We start from the raw sequence: 20,944 nt of genomic DNA, 5'->3' as shown, positions 1-20,944 counted from the left end.
AACTATTCAAAATGCCTCAATTTAAACCATTCAAAGGAATTCGACCTACAGAAGAAACTTCTCAAGAATTTGTGACGCTTGCCGTTAATCAATATTCGAAAGAAGAATTGGATTATTATATCAATAACAGAGAACACTCTTTTTTGCATATTATTTTGCCAACTTGGGACGAAACGATTCAAGATCCGAAAGAGAAATTCAGAAAAGTTCGTGAGAATTTTGAGGATTTTATTTCGAAAAAAATATTAACGCAAGACAAGTCGTCTTTTTATATTTATCAAGTCATACAGCCTGATGGACGCGAAACAAAAGGACTTTTAGGCTTGGTGAATATTGATGATTATCGTCAAAATAAAATAAAAAAGCACGAAGAAACTTTGGAGCGTCGTGTGGAATTATTTGCTGATTATTTGAAAGAATCTCATTTCCATGCGGAACCTGTTTTGTTGACCTATAAACCTGCTCAACGTGTAGATTTGTTGATTGATACGGAAATGAAACGCAAGCCGATTCTGAAAATAGAAGAAGAAAACGGAACGCAACATTTGTTGTGGAGAGTTGATAATCGTTTAAATTTAAAACAATTAAAAGATTCAATCGAAAAATTAGACGAATTGTATATTGCAGATGGACATCATCGTATGGAAAGTTCGGAGCGATACACAAAATTTGCGATTGAAAATTCGAAAGATGAAGTCTATGGTGATGAAGCGTTTAATTATACGTTAGCACTTTTAGTTTCGAATGAAGATTTGATTATCAATGATTATAATCGATTAATTAAAGATTTAAACGGCTTAACTCCAGAAGTGTTTTTAACTGCTTTAGAAGCTGATTTTGAAATTATTCCGAAAGGTGATGAATTAGTTGTGCCAACCAAAAAACATCATATTGTGATGTATTTAGATGGTCAATATTATAGTTTATATGTCAAAAATAATGTATTAATGACAGAAGGTTTAAGCGAATTGGATACTTATATTTTCGAAGAAAATGTGATGAAACCAATTCTAAATATTCAAGATTCTAAAAAGGATAAACGCATTCATTACGAATGTGGTACGCGCAATAGAGAAGGAGTAGAAGCGCTTAAAAATAAAGTTGATCATCACGATTATATTGCAGCTTTTGCTTTTTATCCAGTGGATGTGAAGGATTTGCAATTGATTGCGGATTTAGGGCTTAAAATGCCACCAAAAAGTACATATATCGAACCAAAACCATTAAGCGGTTTTGCTGTATTTGATTTGAAAGAATAAAAAATGAGTATTCAAGAAAATTTAAAAACAATCGAAGCTACAATTCCTGCTCATGTGATATTGGTAGCGGTTTCTAAGACAAAACCTGTGGAGGATTTGCAAGAAGCTTATGCGGCTGGAATGCGAGATTTTGGTGAAAACAAGATTCAAGAAATGTGCGATAAATACGAAGTTCTTCCAAAGGATATACGTTGGCATATGATTGGTCATGTGCAAACCAACAAAGTGAAGTATATGGCGCCTTTTGTGCATTTGATACATGGTGTTGATAGTTTAAAATTGTTGAAAGAAATTCACAAACAAGCCGAAAAAAATAATCGCGTAATTGATGTGTTGTTGCAACAATTTATAGCAGATGAAGAAACAAAATTTGGCTTGGATGAAGAAGAAATTCAACAGATAATGCAAGAAGAAATTCAGCATTTACCAAATGTTCGCGTAGTTGGATTGATGGGAATGGCAACGTTTACGGAAGATGAAAGTCAGATTCATGAAGAATTCCGTTCTTTAAAATCTAACTTTGATTCATTGAAATCTATTTATCAAAACATTTCTATTTTATCAATGGGAATGTCAGGAGATTATCAAATCGCGATAGAAGAAGGCAGTACAATGGTTCGCATTGGGAGTTCGATCTTTGGACATCGTAATTATTCGATTTAACAGAATATTATTGCAATACAAAACCCCTGAAATTTATGTTTTAGGGGTTTATTATTTATACAACAATTTCTAAAAAGGTAAAGTGTTTAAATTGACATTTCCACCAGAAATACATGGTTTTTATCGCTATTAGCTTCATGTAATATCGTTTCGATATTTTTAAAAACTAAGTTAGTTTGCTCTAAAATTGTTAACAGAATTTTTTTGGTTTCGCAATCTATTGGTAATTGACTAGAAATAGAATTCCATTATTCTATACATTGTGAGTAGTGTCCATTTGCAATTGGTATATTTTCTGTTTGAATAATTTTCTTATTGGTTTTAAATATATCTTTATATCAAGATATATTACAAGTATATCCAAATTAAAAAAACTATTGATAGAATTGGATCAATAATCATTATAAAAAAATAAAACCTGAACAGATTTGTTCAGGTTCTATTCATTCAGGAATAAATTTTAACCATTTCCTCCACCGCCTCCGCCGCTTTGTTCTTGGTTAGATTTTGAGCGTTCTATATTAAATTGTTTTCCGAAATTGTAACTAATTCCAATACGATACATTCTGAAAGCTTGATTAACTCCCATATTTGTTACGTTGTTAGACGTACTTGTGTAAGTTCCATTTTTATTTTCGAAAAGGTTAGAGATATTTGCCGAAAGTTGTAATTTCTTTTTAAATACCATTGCTCTCATACCAATGTTATGACGCATAAAATCTCCAAATTTGTCTAATCCATCTGTACTTTTTGTATAATATGAATAAGTGTAATTAGCAAAAAGTGTTTTCTTTTTATTTAAATCTAAATTATTTGTAATTCTAAATTCCCCATTCATTCCGTCTAATGTATAATTCATTTCAGGAATTTTACTGGTTGTTTTACGATAGAAAACATCTGCCGAAGCATTTACTTTCCACCATTTATAAGGTTTTACGTTGATGTTTTCACTTAAACCAATACTATATGTTTTTCCAATATTATAAGGCTTAGAAAGTGTAATCTTGGTATCAGGATCCATGATGCTTACTTGTTCAAAAAGATCATTCGCATTGCGGTAATACAAACTTGTTACCAATAAATCTTTATACGCATGCTCTAACTCGAAATTATTCGAATTAGAAGGCGTCAAATTTGGATTTCCTTCTGAATAATTATACTCATTTTGTTTCGTTCTTCTTGGATTTAAATACCAAATAAATGGACGATCTACACGACGACTATAGTTTAATGTAAACGAATGATTTTCCGATGATTGATACATCAAATAAGCGGTAGGATATAAGCCGTCATAAGTTTTTTCGTAATTATTTTTCGGATCTTCCATAATGCTTTTCACTTGTGCATGCTCATAGCGTAACCCAACTTTTCCTGTCAGCTTTTCACTCAATTGTTTTTCTACCGAATAATACAATGCGTAGACATTCTCTTTGTAATTGTATTTGCTTGCAAAATCGGTATCTTCATGGAAATTATCATTCGGATTAAGTTTTAAAAATCGTTGATTTTCCGCTTCATCTGTTGCCCAACGTAAACGCGTTCCATAATTCATTTTCCACGAATTAACAGGATGCTCCATATCGATACTTGCATTGAATCGGTTTGAAGAGCCGTCATTTAAGCTGTAATTATTTTCGTATTTACCAGGGATTTCTGCCCAATTAGGATCAAATTCGTTACTGATATTTTTGTTATTGCTATCGTTTCCGTTATTCGAATAGTCAAAATCGAATGTTAACTTTTTACCTTCCGTTTTGAATTTTTTGATGATATGGTAATTTAATCCCAAATAATTCCAATTCCATTTTCCACCATCCCAATTCGTCGTCATATAACGATTTGTTTTGTTGTTCACTAAATCGAAAATATCAATGACTGAATTTCCTTTACTTTCTCCTTTACCATCTGAAATATCTAAATTGAAACCTGTAATTAAGTTGTCATTGATTTGATAATCAATACCAATTCGACCACCATAATAATTGTTCTCATTTTTATTAATTCCGTCCGAAGTCCATTTTTGATCTGGATATAAAGTTGTGTTTTTACTTTTACCATACCAATTTCCTTTACCACTATAAATATTAGAGGTTAATGTCCATTTTCCTTTGCGGTAATTGATATTCCCGTTCAAATTGAATCCACCGTATTTTTGCTGGTTGTATGAAGTCGAAATAGAACCATTCAAACTTTCTTGTTTTGCATTTTTCAATACAATATTGATGATTCCACTGTTTCCTGTCGCATCGTATTTGGCTGGAGGATTTGTAATGACTTCAATTTTTTCAATATCTTCTGTTCGAATGGTTTTTAGATAATTTGACAATTGTTCACTGCTCATTTGCATTAATCGGTCATTAATCATGACGCTTACTGAACCTTTTCCTATAATCGAAATAGCATCTGTCGCTTCTTCCACCTTGATACGTGGCGCAAGTTTCAATGCATCTAAGGCATTTCCACCTTTTGCACCTTCTGCTTGATCGACATTGAAAATTAATCGGTCTACTTTCTTTTCAACTAATTTTTTTTGTCCTGTTACAACGGCTTCCGTTAACGTTACATTTTCAGTTTTAGGAACTAAAATAATTCCTAAATCCGTATGATTCATAATCGTGAGAGAGGATGAATGAAGTAAAATTCCAGCTTCTTCAATTCTATACGTATAAGTTCCTTCTTCTAAAATAACCGTAAAGTGCCCATTTTTGTCAGTAGAAATTTCATCTATAATTTTTTCGCCTTGAAAAATGATTACATCTGCTAACGCTATTGGAGCTTGATTGGTATATTGAAAAGTTCCTTTTATTTCTTGTTGAGCAAAAGTATGAACAGATGCAATACAAATAATTGGAAGAAAATATTTTTTCATTTATAGGGTTGTTTACAAATAAGACGCATCAATCATCAAAAAGTTACAAAACTATAAGTGAAAATATCTTAAATAATAATGAATTAAAGAATCAAAAACTCCCAATAAGGGGATTATTGGGAGTGAATAAACTTATTTAAGTTCTTTTTCTAATTGAATAGATTTTGGAAATAGAATGTTGTTTTCGATGTGAATATGAGTATGCAAATCATTCTCGAATTCTTCTAACATTGCATAGGTCACGCGATAAGTGTTACACGCATCTGCTGGTGGAGTGTAATGATTGGTAAGTTCTGCAATCCTTGCAAAACGATCACCTTCTGCGGTATGTTCATGTTCCATCATGTGAACTGGATTTTCAACTGTACCAAAATGAGGAACTTCTAATTCTATTCCTCTTTTCTTTGCATGAGTCATTTTTTTGATAAATGGAAAAAGAATTAATTCTTCTTTTTTTAAATGAGCACTCAAATCTTGAGCTGTTTGATTAAATAAAGCGTTTATTTCATAAAGTACTGGATGTCTTTCACCATGAACTTTGCATAATTTGTCTAAGAAAGCGAGTAAAACAGGTATTTTTTCTTCCACATAAGCATGGTGAGTTTTTTCCACATATTCTACCAATAAATCCAATGGCCAAGATTTGAAATCGATGTTATTATTCGATTGATTTGGAATATTTTCTAATTCGTTGTAAATCGTTTCGGCATCGACAGTTTTGTCTTTACACGCATCTTCGATTGTTCTTCCTCCACGGCAACAAAAATCAATTCCATATTTTTTGAAAACTGCAGCAGTTCTAAAATCTTCTGCAACCATTTCTCCTATTAAGTCTGTTCTAGTGTTCATAATAAAATACTTTTATATCCTTTATTAATTTAAATTTTTTTGAAAAACTCCCCAACCTATGTCGGGGAGTTATAGGGATTATTTTTTCAATGATAAAACATAATCGATCATTTGACCAGCTTCATCTTTTGTTACTGTAGAGTGAGGTGTCATTGGAATATCGCCCCAATTTCCTTTTCCTCCTTCAATAATTTTTGATGCCAACATATCACGATCAGCTTCTGTATATTTTGCTGCAACATCTTGATAAGATGGTCCAATCAATTTTGTGTCAACTGTGTGACAAGATAAACAGTCTGCTTTTTCAACTAAGTTTTTTCCTTTTTCAGCACTTGTTAATTCTGCTGCTTGAGGTGCTTCAGCTGGTTTTCCAACATCAACAGTTGAATAATCAATTTCGCTATCTGTCGATTTTTTGTCTTCTGCTTTGTTGCAAGAATAGAACGACACCGCAACAAGAGCGGCCATCATAAAAGTTAATTTTTTCATTTCGTAATTTTTTATTGTTCTTAATTTAGTTGTTTTTTTATAGCATCCACCGTTTCATCAATGTCAATAGCTAAGCCTTCTTTTTGGTGAACTAAAATACCTTCTTTCGAAAAAACGCTGATAATGTTTGAATGAGAGAAATCGATTGGAGAAATTTGTTTGTATTTCATTGCCAAGCTATTTGCAAATTCACGTGTATTATCTTCAGAGCTTCTCAAAAATAACCATTGTTTATTATCTATTTTATTATTTTTTAGAAAATCGGTCATTTTTTCTGGTGTATCTGTTTTAGGATCAATAGAAACCAAAACATAAGTCAAGTCTTTTCCTTTGTAATTGACTTTTGTTGCGATGTCTTTCATGTCCAATGTCAATCGCGGACAAGCCGTTTTGCATGAAGTATAAATCATCACTACAGTCAAAACTTTTCCTTTTAATTCTTCCAATTTGATTTCATTTCCATTTTGTGTTTGCCATTCGGATTGCAAATTGAAAATCGATTCAGAATCAGTTACGGTTGTTTCCGTTTTTGATTGACAAGAAAACAACACAATTAGTGGAAGCATAAGGAATAGAATTTTTTTCATCTTATTCTATTTTATAGGTTAATTAATATCTTTTGCACAACGGAATCCTAAATTGTTGACCGTGTAATTAGCTTCAATACTACCTCTTAAAGCGAAACGAATAAAGGCAGCATAATTTTTCAAATCTGATGAGGTAACCGAAGCACCAGCACAAAAAAGCGTTTCATTTACGGTATTGTCTTTTCTAGATTCACCAGAAAGCATAACCGAATTAAAATCATCTGTCCATTCCCAAATTAAACCATAAAGGTCATAAACACCCCAAGCATTTGGTGAAAACTGTTTGACAGGTTTCGTATAACTCATTTTGTTTTGATACAATTGAAGAATACGTTGGGTAAAAGCCGGATCTTCTGTTGCGTCTTTCATTTGTTCGTCTGCACGTGCAGTATATTCCCATTCATCGATTGTTGGTAAACGTTTTCCTACACTTTTGGCATAAGCTTTTGCAGCAAACCACGAAACATTTGTGACAGGCGCATCTAAGCTTACTCCTTTTGGAATCTCATAATTGGATGTCCAATGTTTCAAATAAGTACTATCGGCATAAATTCGTTTTACTTGGTCTTTTGTCCATTGCGGATTTGCCTTTAGAAATTTGATATACTCGCGATTTGTGACAGCCGTTTCATCGATATAAAACGATTGCACTTCAACTAAACTATCTTGATTTCCAACAAACGGTTTATAGAAACCACCATCAACTTTCACCATTTTTTTATCATCTTGGATAAAAGCTAAAGTGGTGGTTTCATTTTTTTGTTCTGTTGTTGTCGTTTTAGAACAAGATAAAAGTGAAATAAATACGGTTAATATAACGATTAAACGGTACATATTAATTGAACTGAGATTAATTATTTATTTGACTTAAATACTTTTGGATTGTCATTTCCATTGACTTTTATTTTTCCTAAAGCACCTTTATTAAATGCTCTGAAAATAGCATGATCCACAATTACATATTCACCTGGAACAGTAGCTTTGAACTCTACAATAGCAGCTCCACCAGCAGGAATAAGTGTTGTTTGAACATTTTCGTTTACTAAACTTCCACCTTCAGGATATACGCGATCGAAAATTTCTCCAATTAAGTGGAAAGATGAAGTTAAGTTAGGACCTCCATTTCCAACAAAGAAACGAACGGTTTCGCCAACATTAGCTTGCAATTCATTGTCGCCTAATAATCCTCCAGTATTTCCGTTGAATACAACATAATCAGGTGTTTCAGCAATAGCTTTATTCATGTCAAATTCTTGCATTCCTTTGTCGCCAAAGTTTCCTTTTACATAGAAATCTCCTTGCATAATGTAGAATTCTTTGTCAACTTTTGGTAAACCACCTTCTGGTTCGATAAGGATTAAACCATACATCCCGTTTGCGATATGCATTCCAACTGGAGCAGTAGCACAGTGGTAAACATATAAACCAGGATTTAATGCTTTAAAATTGAATACAGCTTCTTTACCTGGTGCAACAAATGATGCTTCAGCTCCACCTCCAGGACCATTCACTGCGTGAAGGTCAATATTGTGTGGAAATACACTGTTTTCATTATTTTTTAGGTGAAATTCAATCTCATCCCCAATTCGTGCTCGAATAAAACTACCAGGAACTGTACCTCCGAAAGTCCAAAAATTATATTGCGTACCATCTGCTAATTCTCCTGTTTTTTCGATTGTTTCTAAACGGACAATTAATTTTTTAGCCGCTCTATCTCCGATTGGTTCAGGAACTAATGGTGGAGAAGTTAATTTTGCTTCTTCAGCTGCCTCATTCGAAATAGCGATTGTTTCAGTGTCAGTAGTTTGAGTAGATTTTGTTGTTTGTTTACAAGCTGTCATTCCGAAAGCTAAACAAACCATTGCAAAAGGGATTACAAATTTTTTCATGTGCTTGATCTGTTAAGTTGTTTTTTTAGCCATAATTACTGTAGCGCAAAGATGCTCTTCGTATTTTTTAAATATTTTTTTCATTTTAATTACACGCTCTCTAATTTCAGGTTGAGTTGCAATTTTTTTGACAATAGTCATGAAACCATTAAATCCTTCATCGTCGATTAATCGAGACGGTTCTAGTAAGTGCATTTCTGCAGTTTCTATTGTGATAATTTCAAATCCTTCATTTATTAACCTATTTTTCCATTCTTCTATGGTTAATGGTCGTGCATTTACTTTCATGGTTTCAGCCAATTCTCGTTGAATCTCTTTTTTGATTTCTTCTGAAATCAGATCTGGTTTTAATGCTAACTCATGAATGGCATAGATGCCTTGATTTTTTAAAATACGAAAGGCTTCTTGTATGATTTCACTTTTTCGGTGATCAGCATGCATTGTCAACATAGCTTCTCCATAAACTTTTGTCTGACTTTCATTGTCCAATTCCGTCTGAGCTGCGTTAGCTAATTTGAACGTTGTTTTCTCATTTCCGAATTTAAGATTTAAGTCTTTTACAATAGCTTCTTCTAAATCAATACCTATATAGGTTTTCGGATTTTTTTGAAGTGTAATATTTGCTGTATAACCTAATCCTGGCGCAAATTCTACCACATGATCCGTTGAATTAATATCCAATAATTTGATCATTTTATCGGTCATTTGTTTCCCTCCAGGGCGTAATACTTTTTTTCCGACTTTAGCCAAAACCCAATGTCCTGACATTTTTTCAATAGAATCTTTGCTCATTTTTTTTTGTAATTAATGTGACACAAAAGACAATTAACATTAGCAATTTTAAACTTTCTGCATAAATGAAATAGTCGTGTAAAGGAGTAGGAGGTAAGCCTTTTCCTGTCATTAAAATGTCTGCTCGAGCATCCAAAACAGGTAACATCCAAAATTTTTCAAGACATAAAATAATCGTTAGAATAATGACACAAATTTTCATTGGATAGTTGATTTCTTTTCGGTTGATAAAAAATAGGAGAAGGATAATTCCTAAAAGTACAAATTGAATAATTGTTGAAATTCCAAATGTGATTTTTCCTAATTCTAATGCAATCGGTAAAGTCATTCCAGTGACTTGAAATTTTAAAGGCGTTTCAATAAAACTTATGCTGATAAAAATTCCTATCCATAAGAAAAGAAGCGCAAATATAAAAGGATGTTTTATTTTCATTAGTTCGGTTTTAAATTTATAAAAGACTTATTTATCCGATTTAAAATTAAATTTTTTTATTCAAAATTCAGTCTTAAAAAAACATTTTTTGTTTCCAATTTTTCAACTAAATCTCGAATAGTTGTCGATTCTAATAATTGTTTTAAATTGTTTCTTATTCCTTTAAATTGATCGTGTAATGGACAAGGACTTGTTTCCGAGCATTGTTTTAAACCTAATGCACAACCGTTAAAAATTTTATCTCCGTCAAATTCTTTTACAATATTCGCCAATGAATTATTCAAATTGGTTTCATTTAAATGAAAACCGCCTGTTGGTCCTTTTGTCGATTGCAATAAATCTTTTCTGGTCATTTCTTGTAAAATTTTCGCAATAAAATATTCAGGCGAATCAATTCCTTTTGCAACATCCTTGATGCTGATCTTGTTGCCGTCTTTTGTTTGTTGAGCTATAAAAGTCAACGCCCTAATTGCGTATTCACAAGTTTTTGATAACATTCCTTAATCTTTTTTTACACTACAAATATACGCTATATATTTAATAAAAGAGTAAAAAGTGTTTTATTAAAACTATAATTTATATCATGTTTTAAAAGGAAGGTTTATTTCCAGAACTCGTCGTTGTAATCGTCTTCAACTTTTTGATGTGATTCCTCTAATTTTAATCCAATAGCAGCAAAATCGTCTTCATTGATATATTCGTCCAAAAATGGAAACCATGCACGTTCTTCAAATCGGATATGATCATGAAGTTTTGTTGCAAAATCACTTAATAAATTTGTGTCAGGTTGTTTGGCAATTAATTCAATTAAACGTTCGATTTCGATATGTTCTGCCTTAATTTGTGTATTGTGTTGTTCGTCCGAAAAAGGAAAGATAATTTGTTCTTCTTCTTTGAAATGTTCTTTTAGATGACTTTTCCAAAAGTAATCGACATAAGTTGCCATGCGTTCTGGTTCAATGTTTTTATTTAAACCTTGTTGTATTTTCCAACTGCACAGTAAACCAAAATGATGATCTTTTGACAAAAGAACAATATGTTGATTTCGTTTCATAGTAATTGATTATGGTTAAATAATTAATTAAAATTACAAAATATTTCGAATAAAACACTGAATGAGTTAAGTTTATATGAAAAAGTTTAATTTAAAAAGAACTTCTGTTTCATTTGAGAAATTCTTGAACATTGATTAATTTTGAGGAATGAAAGCAAGTTTTGAACCTTATATTTTGAAATTCAAAAATCCAAGCGGTACTTCGCGCGGCGTTTTGACAGAGAAATTGACGTATCTTTTTACATTAGAAGAAGATGGAAAAGAATATGTTGGTGAATGTGGATTGTTTAAAGGGTTGAGTTTTGATGACCGCCCTGATTATGAAGAAAAATTGCAATGGGTTTGTGACAATATTGACTTAGGAGTTGATGAATTGTGGCGTGAATTGCGCGAATGGCCTTCGATTCAGTTTGGAGTAGAGCAGGCTTTTCAGAGTATGTTTGCGAATCGTTACAACGAAAATTATACAGATAAATTGAATCCTGATTTGTATGAATCAGCTTTTTCGACAGGTGATAAAGGTATTCAAACTAATGGTTTAATTTGGATGGGTTCGATTGATTTTATGCGCGAACAAATCAAAGAAAAATTAGCGATTGGTTTCAACTGTATCAAATTGAAGATTGGTGTTGATTGGGAAAATGAGCATAAGATTATTCAACAATTAAGACAAGACTTTTCTGCGGATCAATTAGAATTAAGAGTAGATGCGAATGGAGGTTTTACGTTTGAAGAAGCAAAAGTGGTCTTACAACAATTGGCAGAATTAAAAATACATTCGATTGAACAACCTATCAAAACTGGACAAATCGATTTGATGACGGAATTGTGTGCTACAACACCGACACCAATTGCGTTGGACGAAGAATTAATTGGAATTGTTCATCAAGAGGATAAATTCGAATTGTTAGAAAAAATCAAACCGCAATATATTATTCTAAAACCAAGTTTGGTTGGTGGAATCAGAGGTTCGTTGGAATGGATTAATGCGGCAGATACATACGAAATTCCGTTTTGGATAACGTCTGCTTTGGAAAGCAATATCGGTTTAAATGCTATTGCACAATGGACGGCGATTTTATACCCAGAAATGCCACAAGGATTGGGAACAGGAGGTTTGTTTACAAACAATTTTCCAAGTCGATTAGAATTAAGAGGAGAATATTTATTTCGAAACAAATTAGCATGAATAAAATAATTATCGCATTTTTTGCAACAATCGTTTTAATGAGTTGTCAAACGACAAAAAAAACAATTGATTTAGCTGCGATCCAAAAATATCAAACCGAATTGGCTACTTTTTATACTGATCCTAAAACGACGCCATTGGTAGACGAAGAAAAAACGAATTTCAAAGGAATTACATTTTTTCCGATCAGCGAAAAATATATAGTGAAAGCGAAATTTACGCCAATCAAAGATGGAAAGGTGATTCCGTTTCCTACTTCTGCGAAAAAAATCAAAAATTACAAAGAATACGGAACGGTAACGTTCATGTTGGATAATGTTGAACAAACGCTGACGGTTTATCAATCTTCACCAATTATGGAGAAATATGCAGACAGTTTGTTTTTACCTTTTATGGACGAAACAAACGGCGTGACGTCTTATGGAGGTGGACGTTATTTGGATTTGAGTACAAAGGATTTAGGTACAACAGCCAATGAAATTACGTTGGATTTTAATCAAGTGTATAATCCATATTGTGCATATAGCAAACATTACAATTGTCCCATTCCGCCAGCGAATAATGTGTTGGATATCGAAATTAATGCAGGTGTAAGTTATCATAAATAGAATGTTGTATTTAGATTTTTCTCAACCTAATTTTGATGTCAACGCTATTGAAGTTACCAACGAATTTGAACAATCCGTAAAAGATTTTTTGGTTGAATGGTTTTCTGATTCTGAGGTGATGATTGCGCATACTTCGGGGTCTACTGGAACTCCGAAAGAGATTATTTTAACCAAAAAAAATATGCGAAAAAGTGCGAATATGACGGGAAAATATTTGCATTTAGAGAAAGGAAATTCGGCTTTATTGGTGATGCCTGTTACTTATATTGCTGGAAAATTGATGTTGGTTCGTGCAGTAGAAATCGGATTGAAATTGATTTGTATGCAACCAACTTCGCATATTTCTTTGGATGAAATTAATCGTGGAATTTCGCAAAATTTTACCTCGATTGATTTTGTTGCGTTAACGCCTATGCAAGTCGAAAATTCGTTAGATTTTGTTTCAAGATGTCAGAAGTTAATCATAGGAGGAGCGCCTCTTTCGGTGAAAGTGAAACAAGAATTGTTTGCTTTTGAGAACGAAGTCTATGAAACGTATGCGATGACGGAGACGATTACGCATATTGCGTTTAAACAAGTTGCAAATCAAAAATATCCTAATGCAGAACAATTTTTTGAAGCGTTTGATGAGGTAAATATTTCGCAAGATGAACGCGGTTGTTTGGTGATTGATACGCCTTATGACGGTTTGCAAGTTGTAACGAATGATGTGGTTGAAATCATCGATCAACGTAAATTTAACTGGATTGGAAGAGCGGATAATGTGATTAATTCGGGTGGAATAAAATTATTTCCTGAACAAATAGAAAATAAGCTGAAATCGTTCATTAATTCTGATTTTTATATCACTTCAAAAACGGATGAATTATTAGGCCAGAAATTAATTTTAGTTGTGGAAGGAGAGGAGAGGAGCTTGGATTTTTCTTCCGCAGATTTAACTAAATACCAACAACCGAAAGAAATTGTTTTTATCGATCAATTTCCACGAACTGAAAGTGGAAAAGTAAAAAGACAACAGTTTTAGAACCGACCTATTTTTTATTTTGTTCGTGTATTTTACCTAAAAATAGCTTAATTTTAGCACTACTAAAAAACTTATACTGTGGATTACAATAAACTTTTTAATGATATTTTTTTCTTGATTCTTGACGACGAGATGGATGAGAATCAATATCCCATTTGGAAAAGTTTTTCGTTTATTCACAATCCGATTCAGCAATTAATTAAGGCACAAGATTTATTAAATCAGTTGCTACACGAATATCCAAAAGATAAAAAAGCACTTTTTCTGAAAGGAGTTGTTCAGCGCAATTTAAACTTCAACGAAGAGTCGATTTTGTATCTTTTAGAAGCAAAAAAGGAAGATTATTACTTGTATGCGGCGAATTTCTACATTGCCGAATATTATATTCATAAATTGAAATTTGAGGAAGCACAAAAGTATTTGAAAGAAATAGAAATTGTGTATCCTACCAATCAACGATTTCTTTTCTTATCAATTTTAGTGAGTTTGGAATTGTTTGAATTTGATGAAGCTAAACGATATTTGAATATTTTGTATCAATTGGTTGAGGATAAACAAGTTTTAGAATTATTGAGTAAAAATCTTCAGATCACAGAAGAAATTGTCTTGAAAACGACAAATCGATTGGTCTTAAAAAATTTCAAGTTGAGAAGTTTTAATTATAATCTTCAGCTCAAAACAAATTTGATTGCTTTTTATAAGAATTTCGCTGATATCGGGGTTAATTTTAATGGAATCAATTGCTTTATAATGGCACTTACCTTGAAGCAAATTACGTTGTATCCGACGTTTCATAATCTTGAAATTTATAATGTTCAAACGATTTTAGATTATATTGATGTTGATAAAAAAGGGATTCAAATGCGCTTAGAAGACATTGATTTTGACCATGATTTTGTCAAAAATTACCACGAATATTTAGAAGTCGAAATTCTATTGAAAGAAGATTAGTTTTTTTACTCAACTACATTTTTCTCAAGGAAATATTTTTGTTGTGATCTTGAATCGAGTTGAAGATGACTGAAGTAGTTTAGAATAATCTGAGATTCTTCGACAGGTTTAGAATGACAATAATGTCAAGTTGAGTTTATTTCAGTTTTGCATAAATAGATGAAGACTTTTCTATTGAAATGATAAATAGGTAACGTGAATAAAAGTGGACAATCAGAAAAAAAACTTTAATTTTGCTAAAATTTATAAGATGGAATTTGTTCAAGATAAGGAAGAAGTTTTTGATAACGTCGAGTTGTTTTTGGAAAGTCTAGAAGTTGGAACGGATGAAGAAAAAAAGAAATCGATTCAGTTAATCAAAAAATCAAAAACATTTTTGGTGATTGATGCGGACGAGGTGATGGTTTTTGCGCCAAGTACATTTATTGGAATTAAAGAAAATAACATTCAGCAGTTTACAGGGAAGTTATTGGAGCACGAAACCAATCCCATTCTAACGAAATTGTTCGGTTCTACACCAAAAATTGATAAAACTTTGGACGAATTATTTTTAGATTTTTGCGACGAAATAGAAGTTAATCGCAATGATGTTGGGATTTCCCGAGACTATTGGATTATAAAAGATATGTAAAAAAAGAGCTTTTCATCTACAACTGAAAAGCTCTTTTCTCTTAAAAGGCTAAAGAATAACATTGATTTTTGCTTTGCTAATAGGTTTTATTCCAGTCAAAGCACCATCAATTTCGCACTTCAACAAACCACTTCCTCCACCATAATGATGGATTTGCTTTATAGTAGGGAAATAAGTGCTTATCCATTCCTCCATTTTCTCTACCTCCGAAGCACCAATTCCACTACTGTATAATATTATTTGGACGTTGTTTGTTGATACGTATCCTTTCAATTCTTCTTGTGAGCAGGTACAAAATGCTTTCCAGTTTTCATTTTTGTTAATCACGCGTTCTAACGTGTCTACAATTTCTTTGTTTTTACCATAAACGGCGATTTGTACTTGCATATTAGATTAATTTTAAGGCAAAGTAACAACATAACGCATGGTCTAACATTGATTTACGATAAGAAATAAAAAGACATAAAAAAAAATCGTTCCAATTCGAAACGATTTCTATGTTTTATTGTTGATTTTCTAATTGTGCTAATCTTTCGGCAGCTAAATAAAATTCAGGATTCAACTGCAATGCTTTTTTGTATTCCTCTACAGCTTCGGCTTGTTTCTCAAATTTTTCTAGGATTGCGCCTTTGTTGTAGTATGATAAGAAATGATTTGGATTTAACTCGATTGATTGATTAAAATCGTTCAATGCATTTTCTAAATCATTCAAAACAAAATAAGTATTTCCTCTGTTGTAATACGACAAGAAATGTGGTTTCATTTCGATTACTTTCGAATAATCTTCGATTGCTTTATCCAATTGTTGTAATTGATCGTAGCAAAATGCACGATTGTGGTAACATGATTCGTAATCTGGATTAATTTCTAAAGCTTTATTGAAACATTCGATCGCCTCATCGTATTTGTTCAAATTCATCAATACATAACCTTTTTGATGATAAGCTACAAAACTTGCCGGATCAATCTCGATCACTTTATCAAAATTCTCAGCTGCTTTTGTTGGATTATATTGATTAAAATTTGCCATTCCTCTGTAGAAATAGAAGTTTGGATTTTTATCATCTAATTCAATTGCTTTATCAAAATCCTTGATTGCATCTGTATTTTGTTTCATGTAATATTGGCTCAATCCACGACCGAAATATGAATTTGCCACTTCTATTTGACGCTTAATCGATAATGTAAAATAATCAATCGCTTTTCTATACTGACCTTTGCGGAGATATTGACTCCCATCTTCATAAAAACTCATAGTTCAATATTACAACAAACTCTTTAAATTTTAAATAAAAAATTTTAGAAAAGTTTATCTTTACGCAAAACAACACACATGAAAATAGAACATTTAGGGATTGCCGTAAAAGATTTGGGATTATCGAACGAATTATTTGAAAAATTATTGGGAAAAGCACCGTACAAAGAAGAAGCAGTGGAGTCGGAAGGTGTGAGAACCTCTTTTTTTGAAGTAGGCGAATCGAAGATCGAATTGGTCGGTTCTGAAAAAAATGATAGTGCTATTGAAAAATATTTAGAAAAAAATCGCGAAGGAATTCACCATATTGCTTTTGGAGTAGATGATATCGAACTCGAAATAGAGCGTCTTAAAAATCAAGGGTTTACTTTTATTAACGAAACACCAAAATTGGGAGCAGATAATAAACGTATTGTTTTTTTGCATCCTAAAACAACAAATGGCGTATTGGTAGAGCTTTGCGAAGATGTAAAATAATTTTGAAGTTCAAAAAAATAGCTTTAATATTGCAAACGAATTAGGTGATAGCTTCCTTTTTATTGCTTAATTCTCTGGTCCTATAACTCAGTTGGTTAGAGTAGCTGACTCATAATCAGCAAGTCCTTGGTTCGAGCCCAAGTGGGACCACTTTATTGAAAATCAGACGTTTACAGTTGTGTAAGCGTCTTTTTTTTGACTTCATTTTAATCTATAAGTACAACATTTGTACAACAAATTATCTGATTCAAAGATAGTTATAATTTTCATTTGATTGCATTTTTAGTATATTTATAAAAATAATTCAAAACTAATCTAAAATGATCTTAGGAATAATTGATAAATATTTTACTGTAGCAGAAGATTTATATAGAATAAGAATATTGTCCAAAAATAATATTCAACGTTTCTTAATGTTGTTATATTTTCCTTTAATAATATCATCTTTAATACTTACTCAACCAAATCTTTCTCCATTAGTAATTTTAACTTTAGTAATATTCTCTTTTATTTTAATTATACCATCTATATATTATTTTACATTCTTTTTTTATAGAAATTTTAATTCTAATATTAAAAGTTTTCAATTTGAAAAAGGAGTTGATAATTTATCTACTGCTAATAGAATTGATTTTAAGCCTTGGAAAACTAATGATATTGATAATACATTTATTTTTAAACGTTCCGTTTTTTAGGGAAGATTACACACTACATTAGGTACTAATATTACAGTTTTAGAAAATGATTTTATTGATATCGAAGGGATTCGTTTTCATGGATGTACATTATGGACTGATTTTTCAATTTTTGGAGATCCAATGAAATATGGGATGATTTGTCAAAGTCAAATGAATGATTACAAATATATTAAACGTGATCCGTCTTATTCAAAAATGAGAACCATTGATGTTTATCAAATTCATAATAAGTCTATTGCATGGCTTGAGCAAAGTCTAAAAGATTCAATTGGTCTGAAAAACATTGTTATTACACATCATGCACCGAGTATAAAATCAGTTCCAAAAGAGTATATTTCTGATCCTGTTACGTCTGCTTATGCTTCAAATTTAGAAGATTTTATTATAGAATATCAACCAATGTATTGGATTCATGGACATATTCATACACCTTGCAGATACAAGATTGGTGATACTGAAATTATCTGTAATCCTCATGAATATATTGATGAAAAAGATAATGGTTTTATAAAAGAGTTGATGATAGAGTTATAAAATTAAGTTTACCATTTAGTAAATAATGTTTACTAAAATATATATTAAGTTTATATTTTAGTATATTTGATTATTATAATATACATTATATGTTAGATTTCACGACAATAAAAGATGTAAAAAACACAATTGGTGAGTGGTGTAAAAAAATGCGCAAAGCAGAAAATTTAACACAACAAGAATTAGCTGATGAACTAGCTCTTTCTCGCTTAACAATTGCTAAACTTGAAAATGGAGATAATCCTACACTAGAAACTCTTTTGAAAGTGTTACAGTATTTTGATGAAATGAAATCGATCAATCAATTTATTTCTGATAAAATTGAAAGTTTAGAAAATAATCAATCCATGTATTAACTATGGCAAAGAATCAAATCATTTCGATAAATTTTCAAGAAATTGAAATCGGTAAAATAGGTTACGACGAAAACCAAAGAAAATCATCATTCCAATACAATCCTGATTTTTTGGAAAGTAATAACTACAAAAAGATATTTCCTTACGTTATCCGCAGAACGCCTAACGTACAAGTATTTTCTGAATTTGAGGGAGAAACATTTCGTGGTTTACCTCCTATGATTGCTGATTCTTTACCTGATTTTTTCGGTAATATTGTCTTTAAAGAATGGTTAGAAGCAACTCAAAAAGAAATGAATGCTATTACTCCTTTAGAACAACTAACATATGTTGGGAAAAGAGGAATGGGAGCTTTAGAATTTTCACCTGCGAAAGAAATTAAATCAAATCAGAGTATTGATGTAGAAGAAATAACGGAAGTAGTAAAGAAAGTGCTCGATTTAAAAACTTCAACAGAAGAAAAAGGATTAAGTGATATCGCTTTACTGAACATCTTTAAAATTGGAACTTCAGCGGGTGGCGCACGCCCTAAAATTTTAGTTTCAGAACATAAAAAAACAGGACGTCTAATTCCTGGTGATTTAGAAACATCAGACAAATACAATCATTATTTAATTAAACTTTCTGTAGACGAAGATCAAGGCTATTCAAAAGAAAAAATAGAGTACATCTATTATCAAATTGCAACTTCTATAGGAATTGAAATGATGCCTTCTAAGTTGATTGATGATAAACATTTTGCAACATCAAGATTTGATCGTCAAAATGGAAAAAAACAGCATATTTTAACTGCATCTGGAATGACAGGATGGGATTTTAAAAAGCCTGAAAACTCAACTTATGAAAATCTTTTTAAACTTGCTTTTGATTTAAAACTTTCGCACAAAAACATTCAGCAATTGTTTAAACGACTGGTTTTTAATCTTGTCTTTTTCAATATCGATGACCATTTAAAGAATTTCTCATTCATTTATGATGCTGATAAAGATCGTTGGAATTTAGCTCCCGCCTATGATTTAACTTATCCATTAGACGCTTTAAAAAACTACCTAAGAATTTCAAGAGCGATGTCTATTAATGGAAAAAGGACTGAGATTAATCGAGATGATTTAATGAAAATAGCTGAATTATTTACAATTAAAGACGCTAACGGAATTATTGATGAAGTTATAAACTCTACAAATCAATTCAGAATTCTATCTAAAGAACAAGATATTCCTGAAAAAGTAATTGATAAAATTGAATCTGAGTTTTTAAAGTTTTAATCAAAAAACTTCTGCTAAAAATAATCATTATGTTATGTCAATTATTTTTAGGTTAAATTGGTTGATTTTTAATAATTACCGTTTTAAATAAATTAATTCTAAAAATCCTTCTGTAAGGTGCATTTTGTCGTTAAATATAAATATTCAAAGCGGTCAATTTTTATAATTGATTAAACTCAAAATTGTAAGTGAATAAATCGATATTTTCTTTAGATTTTAGATCAGAAATATATGTAAATCGTCAGCAAAAAGTTTATTAATATCAATAATACATTTTAAATTCACTATTTCACACCATTTTTTTTAGCCCAATTCTAAATAAGAAAATCATCATTCTTATAAAATAGATTTGACTTTTAAAACGTATAATTATGAGTCAAATACAGATTTTGTTGGTTTATAATTGAAAGAATAAACTCAATAAAAATGAAGAATCATTAATTCAGATTTGCTGTTATCAGAATGGAAAGAGAACATATTTTTCGATAGGTCAATTATGTTTAATAAAGTATAATGTTAATAAACCATAATTTATTTCATTTTAATCAAATTAAGGATTATAAATATTATAATAAAAATACAACACTATTATATTGTAATTGAATTTGTTGTGAAAAACATTAAAATTCTTTTATTTTTAACTTGTTTTTTATGTTTTAGATTTTATATATTTGCATTCAAAATAAAAGGTATTATTCTTTTTATTTTTGGTCCTATAACTCAGTTGGTTAGAGTAGCTGACTCATAATCAGCAAGTCGTTGGTTCGAGCCCAACTGGGACCACAAAAGCACCTTTTTAAAGGTGCTTTTTTTATGTCTATAATTTTTAATTTTATTTATAATTTATTGTAAATAAAGTTTTTATGTTTTTTTTTAGTAAGCTTGAAAGACTTTCTTCAATAAGGTAATCCCAATTTATTTTTTTATTTCATTTAACGATGAGCCGATTATTTTGATTAATTGGCTCAAAAAAGTATGAATTATGAGCCGATTAGTAGTTTTTGAGGTTTCAGATATATGTATTTTACGATGTGAATGAGACTAAGACTAAGTATGAGGTTCTGAAACGAGT

At 31.2% G+C, this 20,944-nt stretch carries 24 protein-coding genes and 2 tRNA genes; 14 read left to right on the top strand and 12 right to left on the bottom strand.

Annotation, left to right across the window (positions count from 1 at the left end; all coding sequences use genetic code 11):
- The first annotated feature begins 11 nt into the window (after positions 1-11).
- Positions 12-1,259 carry a DUF1015 domain-containing protein gene (locus N5D46_RS08175; RefSeq protein WP_280049707.1) on the top strand — a complete coding sequence of 416 codons (1,248 nt, stop codon included), beginning with the start codon at positions 12-14 and terminating at the stop codon, positions 1,257-1,259.
- A gap of 3 nt (positions 1,260-1,262) precedes the next feature.
- A complete protein-coding gene (locus tag N5D46_RS08170; protein WP_280035881.1) occupies positions 1,263-1,922 on the top strand; it encodes a YggS family pyridoxal phosphate-dependent enzyme in 660 nt (219 codons plus the stop codon).
- Positions 1,923-2,382: 460 nt separating this feature from the next.
- Here N5D46_RS08170 and N5D46_RS08165 read toward each other — a convergent pair whose 3' ends face one another.
- The 10 genes from N5D46_RS08165 to N5D46_RS08120 form a co-directional block, all read right to left on the bottom strand.
- Positions 2,383-4,791: an outer membrane beta-barrel family protein gene (locus N5D46_RS08165; protein ID WP_038337004.1), complete on the bottom strand. Its 2,409-nt coding sequence runs from the start codon at positions 4,789-4,791 to the stop codon at positions 2,383-2,385.
- A 132-nt stretch (positions 4,792-4,923) separates the two neighbouring features.
- Positions 4,924-5,640, bottom strand: a complete 717-nt coding sequence (gene ric, locus N5D46_RS08160; RefSeq protein WP_280049706.1) for an iron-sulfur cluster repair di-iron protein — start codon at positions 5,638-5,640, stop codon at positions 4,924-4,926.
- Between the two features lie 78 nt (positions 5,641-5,718).
- Positions 5,719-6,129 carry a c-type cytochrome gene (locus tag N5D46_RS08155; RefSeq protein WP_280049705.1) on the bottom strand — a complete coding sequence of 137 codons (411 nt, stop codon included), beginning with the start codon at positions 6,127-6,129 and terminating at the stop codon, positions 5,719-5,721.
- A gap of 20 nt (positions 6,130-6,149) precedes the next feature.
- Entirely contained in the window at positions 6,150-6,716 is a 567-nt protein-coding gene (locus tag N5D46_RS08150) for an SCO family protein (protein ID WP_280049704.1), read from the bottom strand.
- A gap of 18 nt (positions 6,717-6,734) precedes the next feature.
- On the bottom strand, positions 6,735-7,550 hold the full coding sequence (locus tag N5D46_RS08145; RefSeq protein ID WP_280049703.1) for a formylglycine-generating enzyme family protein: 816 nt from the start codon (positions 7,548-7,550) through the stop codon (positions 6,735-6,737).
- Positions 7,551-7,570: 20 nt separating this feature from the next.
- Positions 7,571-8,605: a copper-containing nitrite reductase gene (gene nirK, locus N5D46_RS08140; RefSeq protein WP_280049702.1), complete on the bottom strand. Its 1,035-nt coding sequence runs from the start codon at positions 8,603-8,605 to the stop codon at positions 7,571-7,573.
- A 12-nt stretch (positions 8,606-8,617) separates the two neighbouring features.
- Positions 8,618-9,397 carry a methyltransferase domain-containing protein gene (locus N5D46_RS08135; RefSeq protein WP_280049701.1) on the bottom strand — a complete coding sequence of 260 codons (780 nt, stop codon included), beginning with the start codon at positions 9,395-9,397 and terminating at the stop codon, positions 8,618-8,620.
- Positions 9,378-9,830 (bottom strand): hypothetical protein, encoded by a 453-nt coding sequence (locus N5D46_RS08130; RefSeq protein ID WP_280049700.1) that lies wholly within the window; start codon positions 9,828-9,830, stop codon positions 9,378-9,380. The genes N5D46_RS08135 and N5D46_RS08130 overlap by 20 nt, the downstream gene beginning before the upstream one ends.
- A 56-nt stretch (positions 9,831-9,886) precedes the next feature.
- Positions 9,887-10,327 carry an Rrf2 family transcriptional regulator gene (locus N5D46_RS08125; protein ID WP_280049699.1) on the bottom strand — a complete coding sequence of 147 codons (441 nt, stop codon included), beginning with the start codon at positions 10,325-10,327 and terminating at the stop codon, positions 9,887-9,889.
- Positions 10,328-10,431: 104 nt separating this feature from the next.
- Complete coding sequence (locus N5D46_RS08120; RefSeq protein ID WP_280049698.1) at positions 10,432-10,884, bottom strand: hemerythrin domain-containing protein; 453 nt, start codon at positions 10,882-10,884, stop codon at positions 10,432-10,434.
- A 148-nt stretch (positions 10,885-11,032) separates the two neighbouring features.
- Here N5D46_RS08120 and N5D46_RS08115 point away from each other — a divergent pair, with 148 nt between their 5' ends.
- From N5D46_RS08115 to N5D46_RS08095, 5 genes are all read left to right on the top strand, one after another.
- Entirely contained in the window at positions 11,033-12,073 is a 1,041-nt protein-coding gene (locus N5D46_RS08115) for an o-succinylbenzoate synthase (RefSeq protein WP_280049697.1), read from the top strand.
- Complete coding sequence (locus tag N5D46_RS08110) at positions 12,070-12,681, top strand: DUF1684 domain-containing protein (protein WP_280049696.1); 612 nt, start codon at positions 12,070-12,072, stop codon at positions 12,679-12,681. The genes N5D46_RS08115 and N5D46_RS08110 overlap by 4 nt, the downstream gene beginning before the upstream one ends.
- 1 nt (position 12,682) lies before the next feature.
- The gene (locus N5D46_RS08105; protein ID WP_280049695.1) at positions 12,683-13,705 is read left to right on the top strand and encodes an AMP-binding protein; all 1,023 of its coding nucleotides are present in this window, start codon (positions 12,683-12,685) and stop codon (positions 13,703-13,705) included.
- Between the two features lie 78 nt (positions 13,706-13,783).
- Positions 13,784-14,656: a hypothetical protein gene (locus tag N5D46_RS08100; RefSeq protein ID WP_114999398.1), complete on the top strand. Its 873-nt coding sequence runs from the start codon at positions 13,784-13,786 to the stop codon at positions 14,654-14,656.
- 250 nt (positions 14,657-14,906) lie between these two features.
- A complete protein-coding gene (locus N5D46_RS08095; protein ID WP_280038239.1) occupies positions 14,907-15,287 on the top strand; it encodes a hypothetical protein in 381 nt (126 codons plus the stop codon).
- A 48-nt stretch (positions 15,288-15,335) separates the two neighbouring features.
- On the opposite strand, the gene N5D46_RS08090 is transcribed toward N5D46_RS08095, so the two are convergent.
- Together N5D46_RS08090 and N5D46_RS08085 are read right to left on the bottom strand one after the other, a co-directional pair.
- Complete coding sequence (locus N5D46_RS08090) at positions 15,336-15,674, bottom strand: hypothetical protein (protein WP_114999401.1); 339 nt, start codon at positions 15,672-15,674, stop codon at positions 15,336-15,338.
- Between the two features lie 115 nt (positions 15,675-15,789).
- Positions 15,790-16,542 carry a tetratricopeptide repeat protein gene (locus N5D46_RS08085; protein WP_038337013.1) on the bottom strand — a complete coding sequence of 251 codons (753 nt, stop codon included), beginning with the start codon at positions 16,540-16,542 and terminating at the stop codon, positions 15,790-15,792.
- A gap of 78 nt (positions 16,543-16,620) precedes the next feature.
- On the opposite strand from N5D46_RS08085, the gene mce reads away from it, so the two are divergent.
- From mce to N5D46_RS08050, 7 genes are all read left to right on the top strand, one after another.
- Positions 16,621-17,019, top strand: a complete 399-nt coding sequence (gene mce, locus N5D46_RS08080) for a methylmalonyl-CoA epimerase (protein ID WP_219034454.1) — start codon at positions 16,621-16,623, stop codon at positions 17,017-17,019.
- A gap of 76 nt (positions 17,020-17,095) precedes the next feature.
- Positions 17,096-17,169, top strand: a tRNA-Ile gene (locus N5D46_RS08075).
- Between the two features lie 170 nt (positions 17,170-17,339).
- Positions 17,340-17,714 (top strand): hypothetical protein, encoded by a 375-nt coding sequence (locus N5D46_RS08070; protein WP_125350090.1) that lies wholly within the window; start codon positions 17,340-17,342, stop codon positions 17,712-17,714.
- A 135-nt stretch (positions 17,715-17,849) separates the two neighbouring features.
- The gene (locus N5D46_RS08065) at positions 17,850-18,251 is read left to right on the top strand and encodes a hypothetical protein (RefSeq protein ID WP_185144183.1); all 402 of its coding nucleotides are present in this window, start codon (positions 17,850-17,852) and stop codon (positions 18,249-18,251) included.
- An 89-nt stretch (positions 18,252-18,340) separates the two neighbouring features.
- On the top strand, positions 18,341-18,607 hold the full coding sequence (locus N5D46_RS08060) for a helix-turn-helix transcriptional regulator (protein WP_125350089.1): 267 nt from the start codon (positions 18,341-18,343) through the stop codon (positions 18,605-18,607).
- 2 nt (positions 18,608-18,609) lie between these two features.
- Positions 18,610-19,872 (top strand): type II toxin-antitoxin system HipA family toxin, encoded by a 1,263-nt coding sequence (locus tag N5D46_RS08055; RefSeq protein WP_125350088.1) that lies wholly within the window; start codon positions 18,610-18,612, stop codon positions 19,870-19,872.
- A 709-nt stretch (positions 19,873-20,581) separates the two neighbouring features.
- Positions 20,582-20,655: transfer RNA gene (locus tag N5D46_RS08050), tRNA-Ile, on the top strand.
- Positions 20,656-20,944 lie beyond the last annotated feature (289 nt).

The organism is Empedobacter sp. GD03865, assembly GCF_029840775.1.
Lineage (GTDB): Bacteria > Bacteroidota > Bacteroidia > Flavobacteriales > Weeksellaceae > Empedobacter > Empedobacter falsenii_B.
Note: the sequence above shows the minus strand (reverse complement) of the source record. Positions and strands in the feature narration are given on the sequence as shown.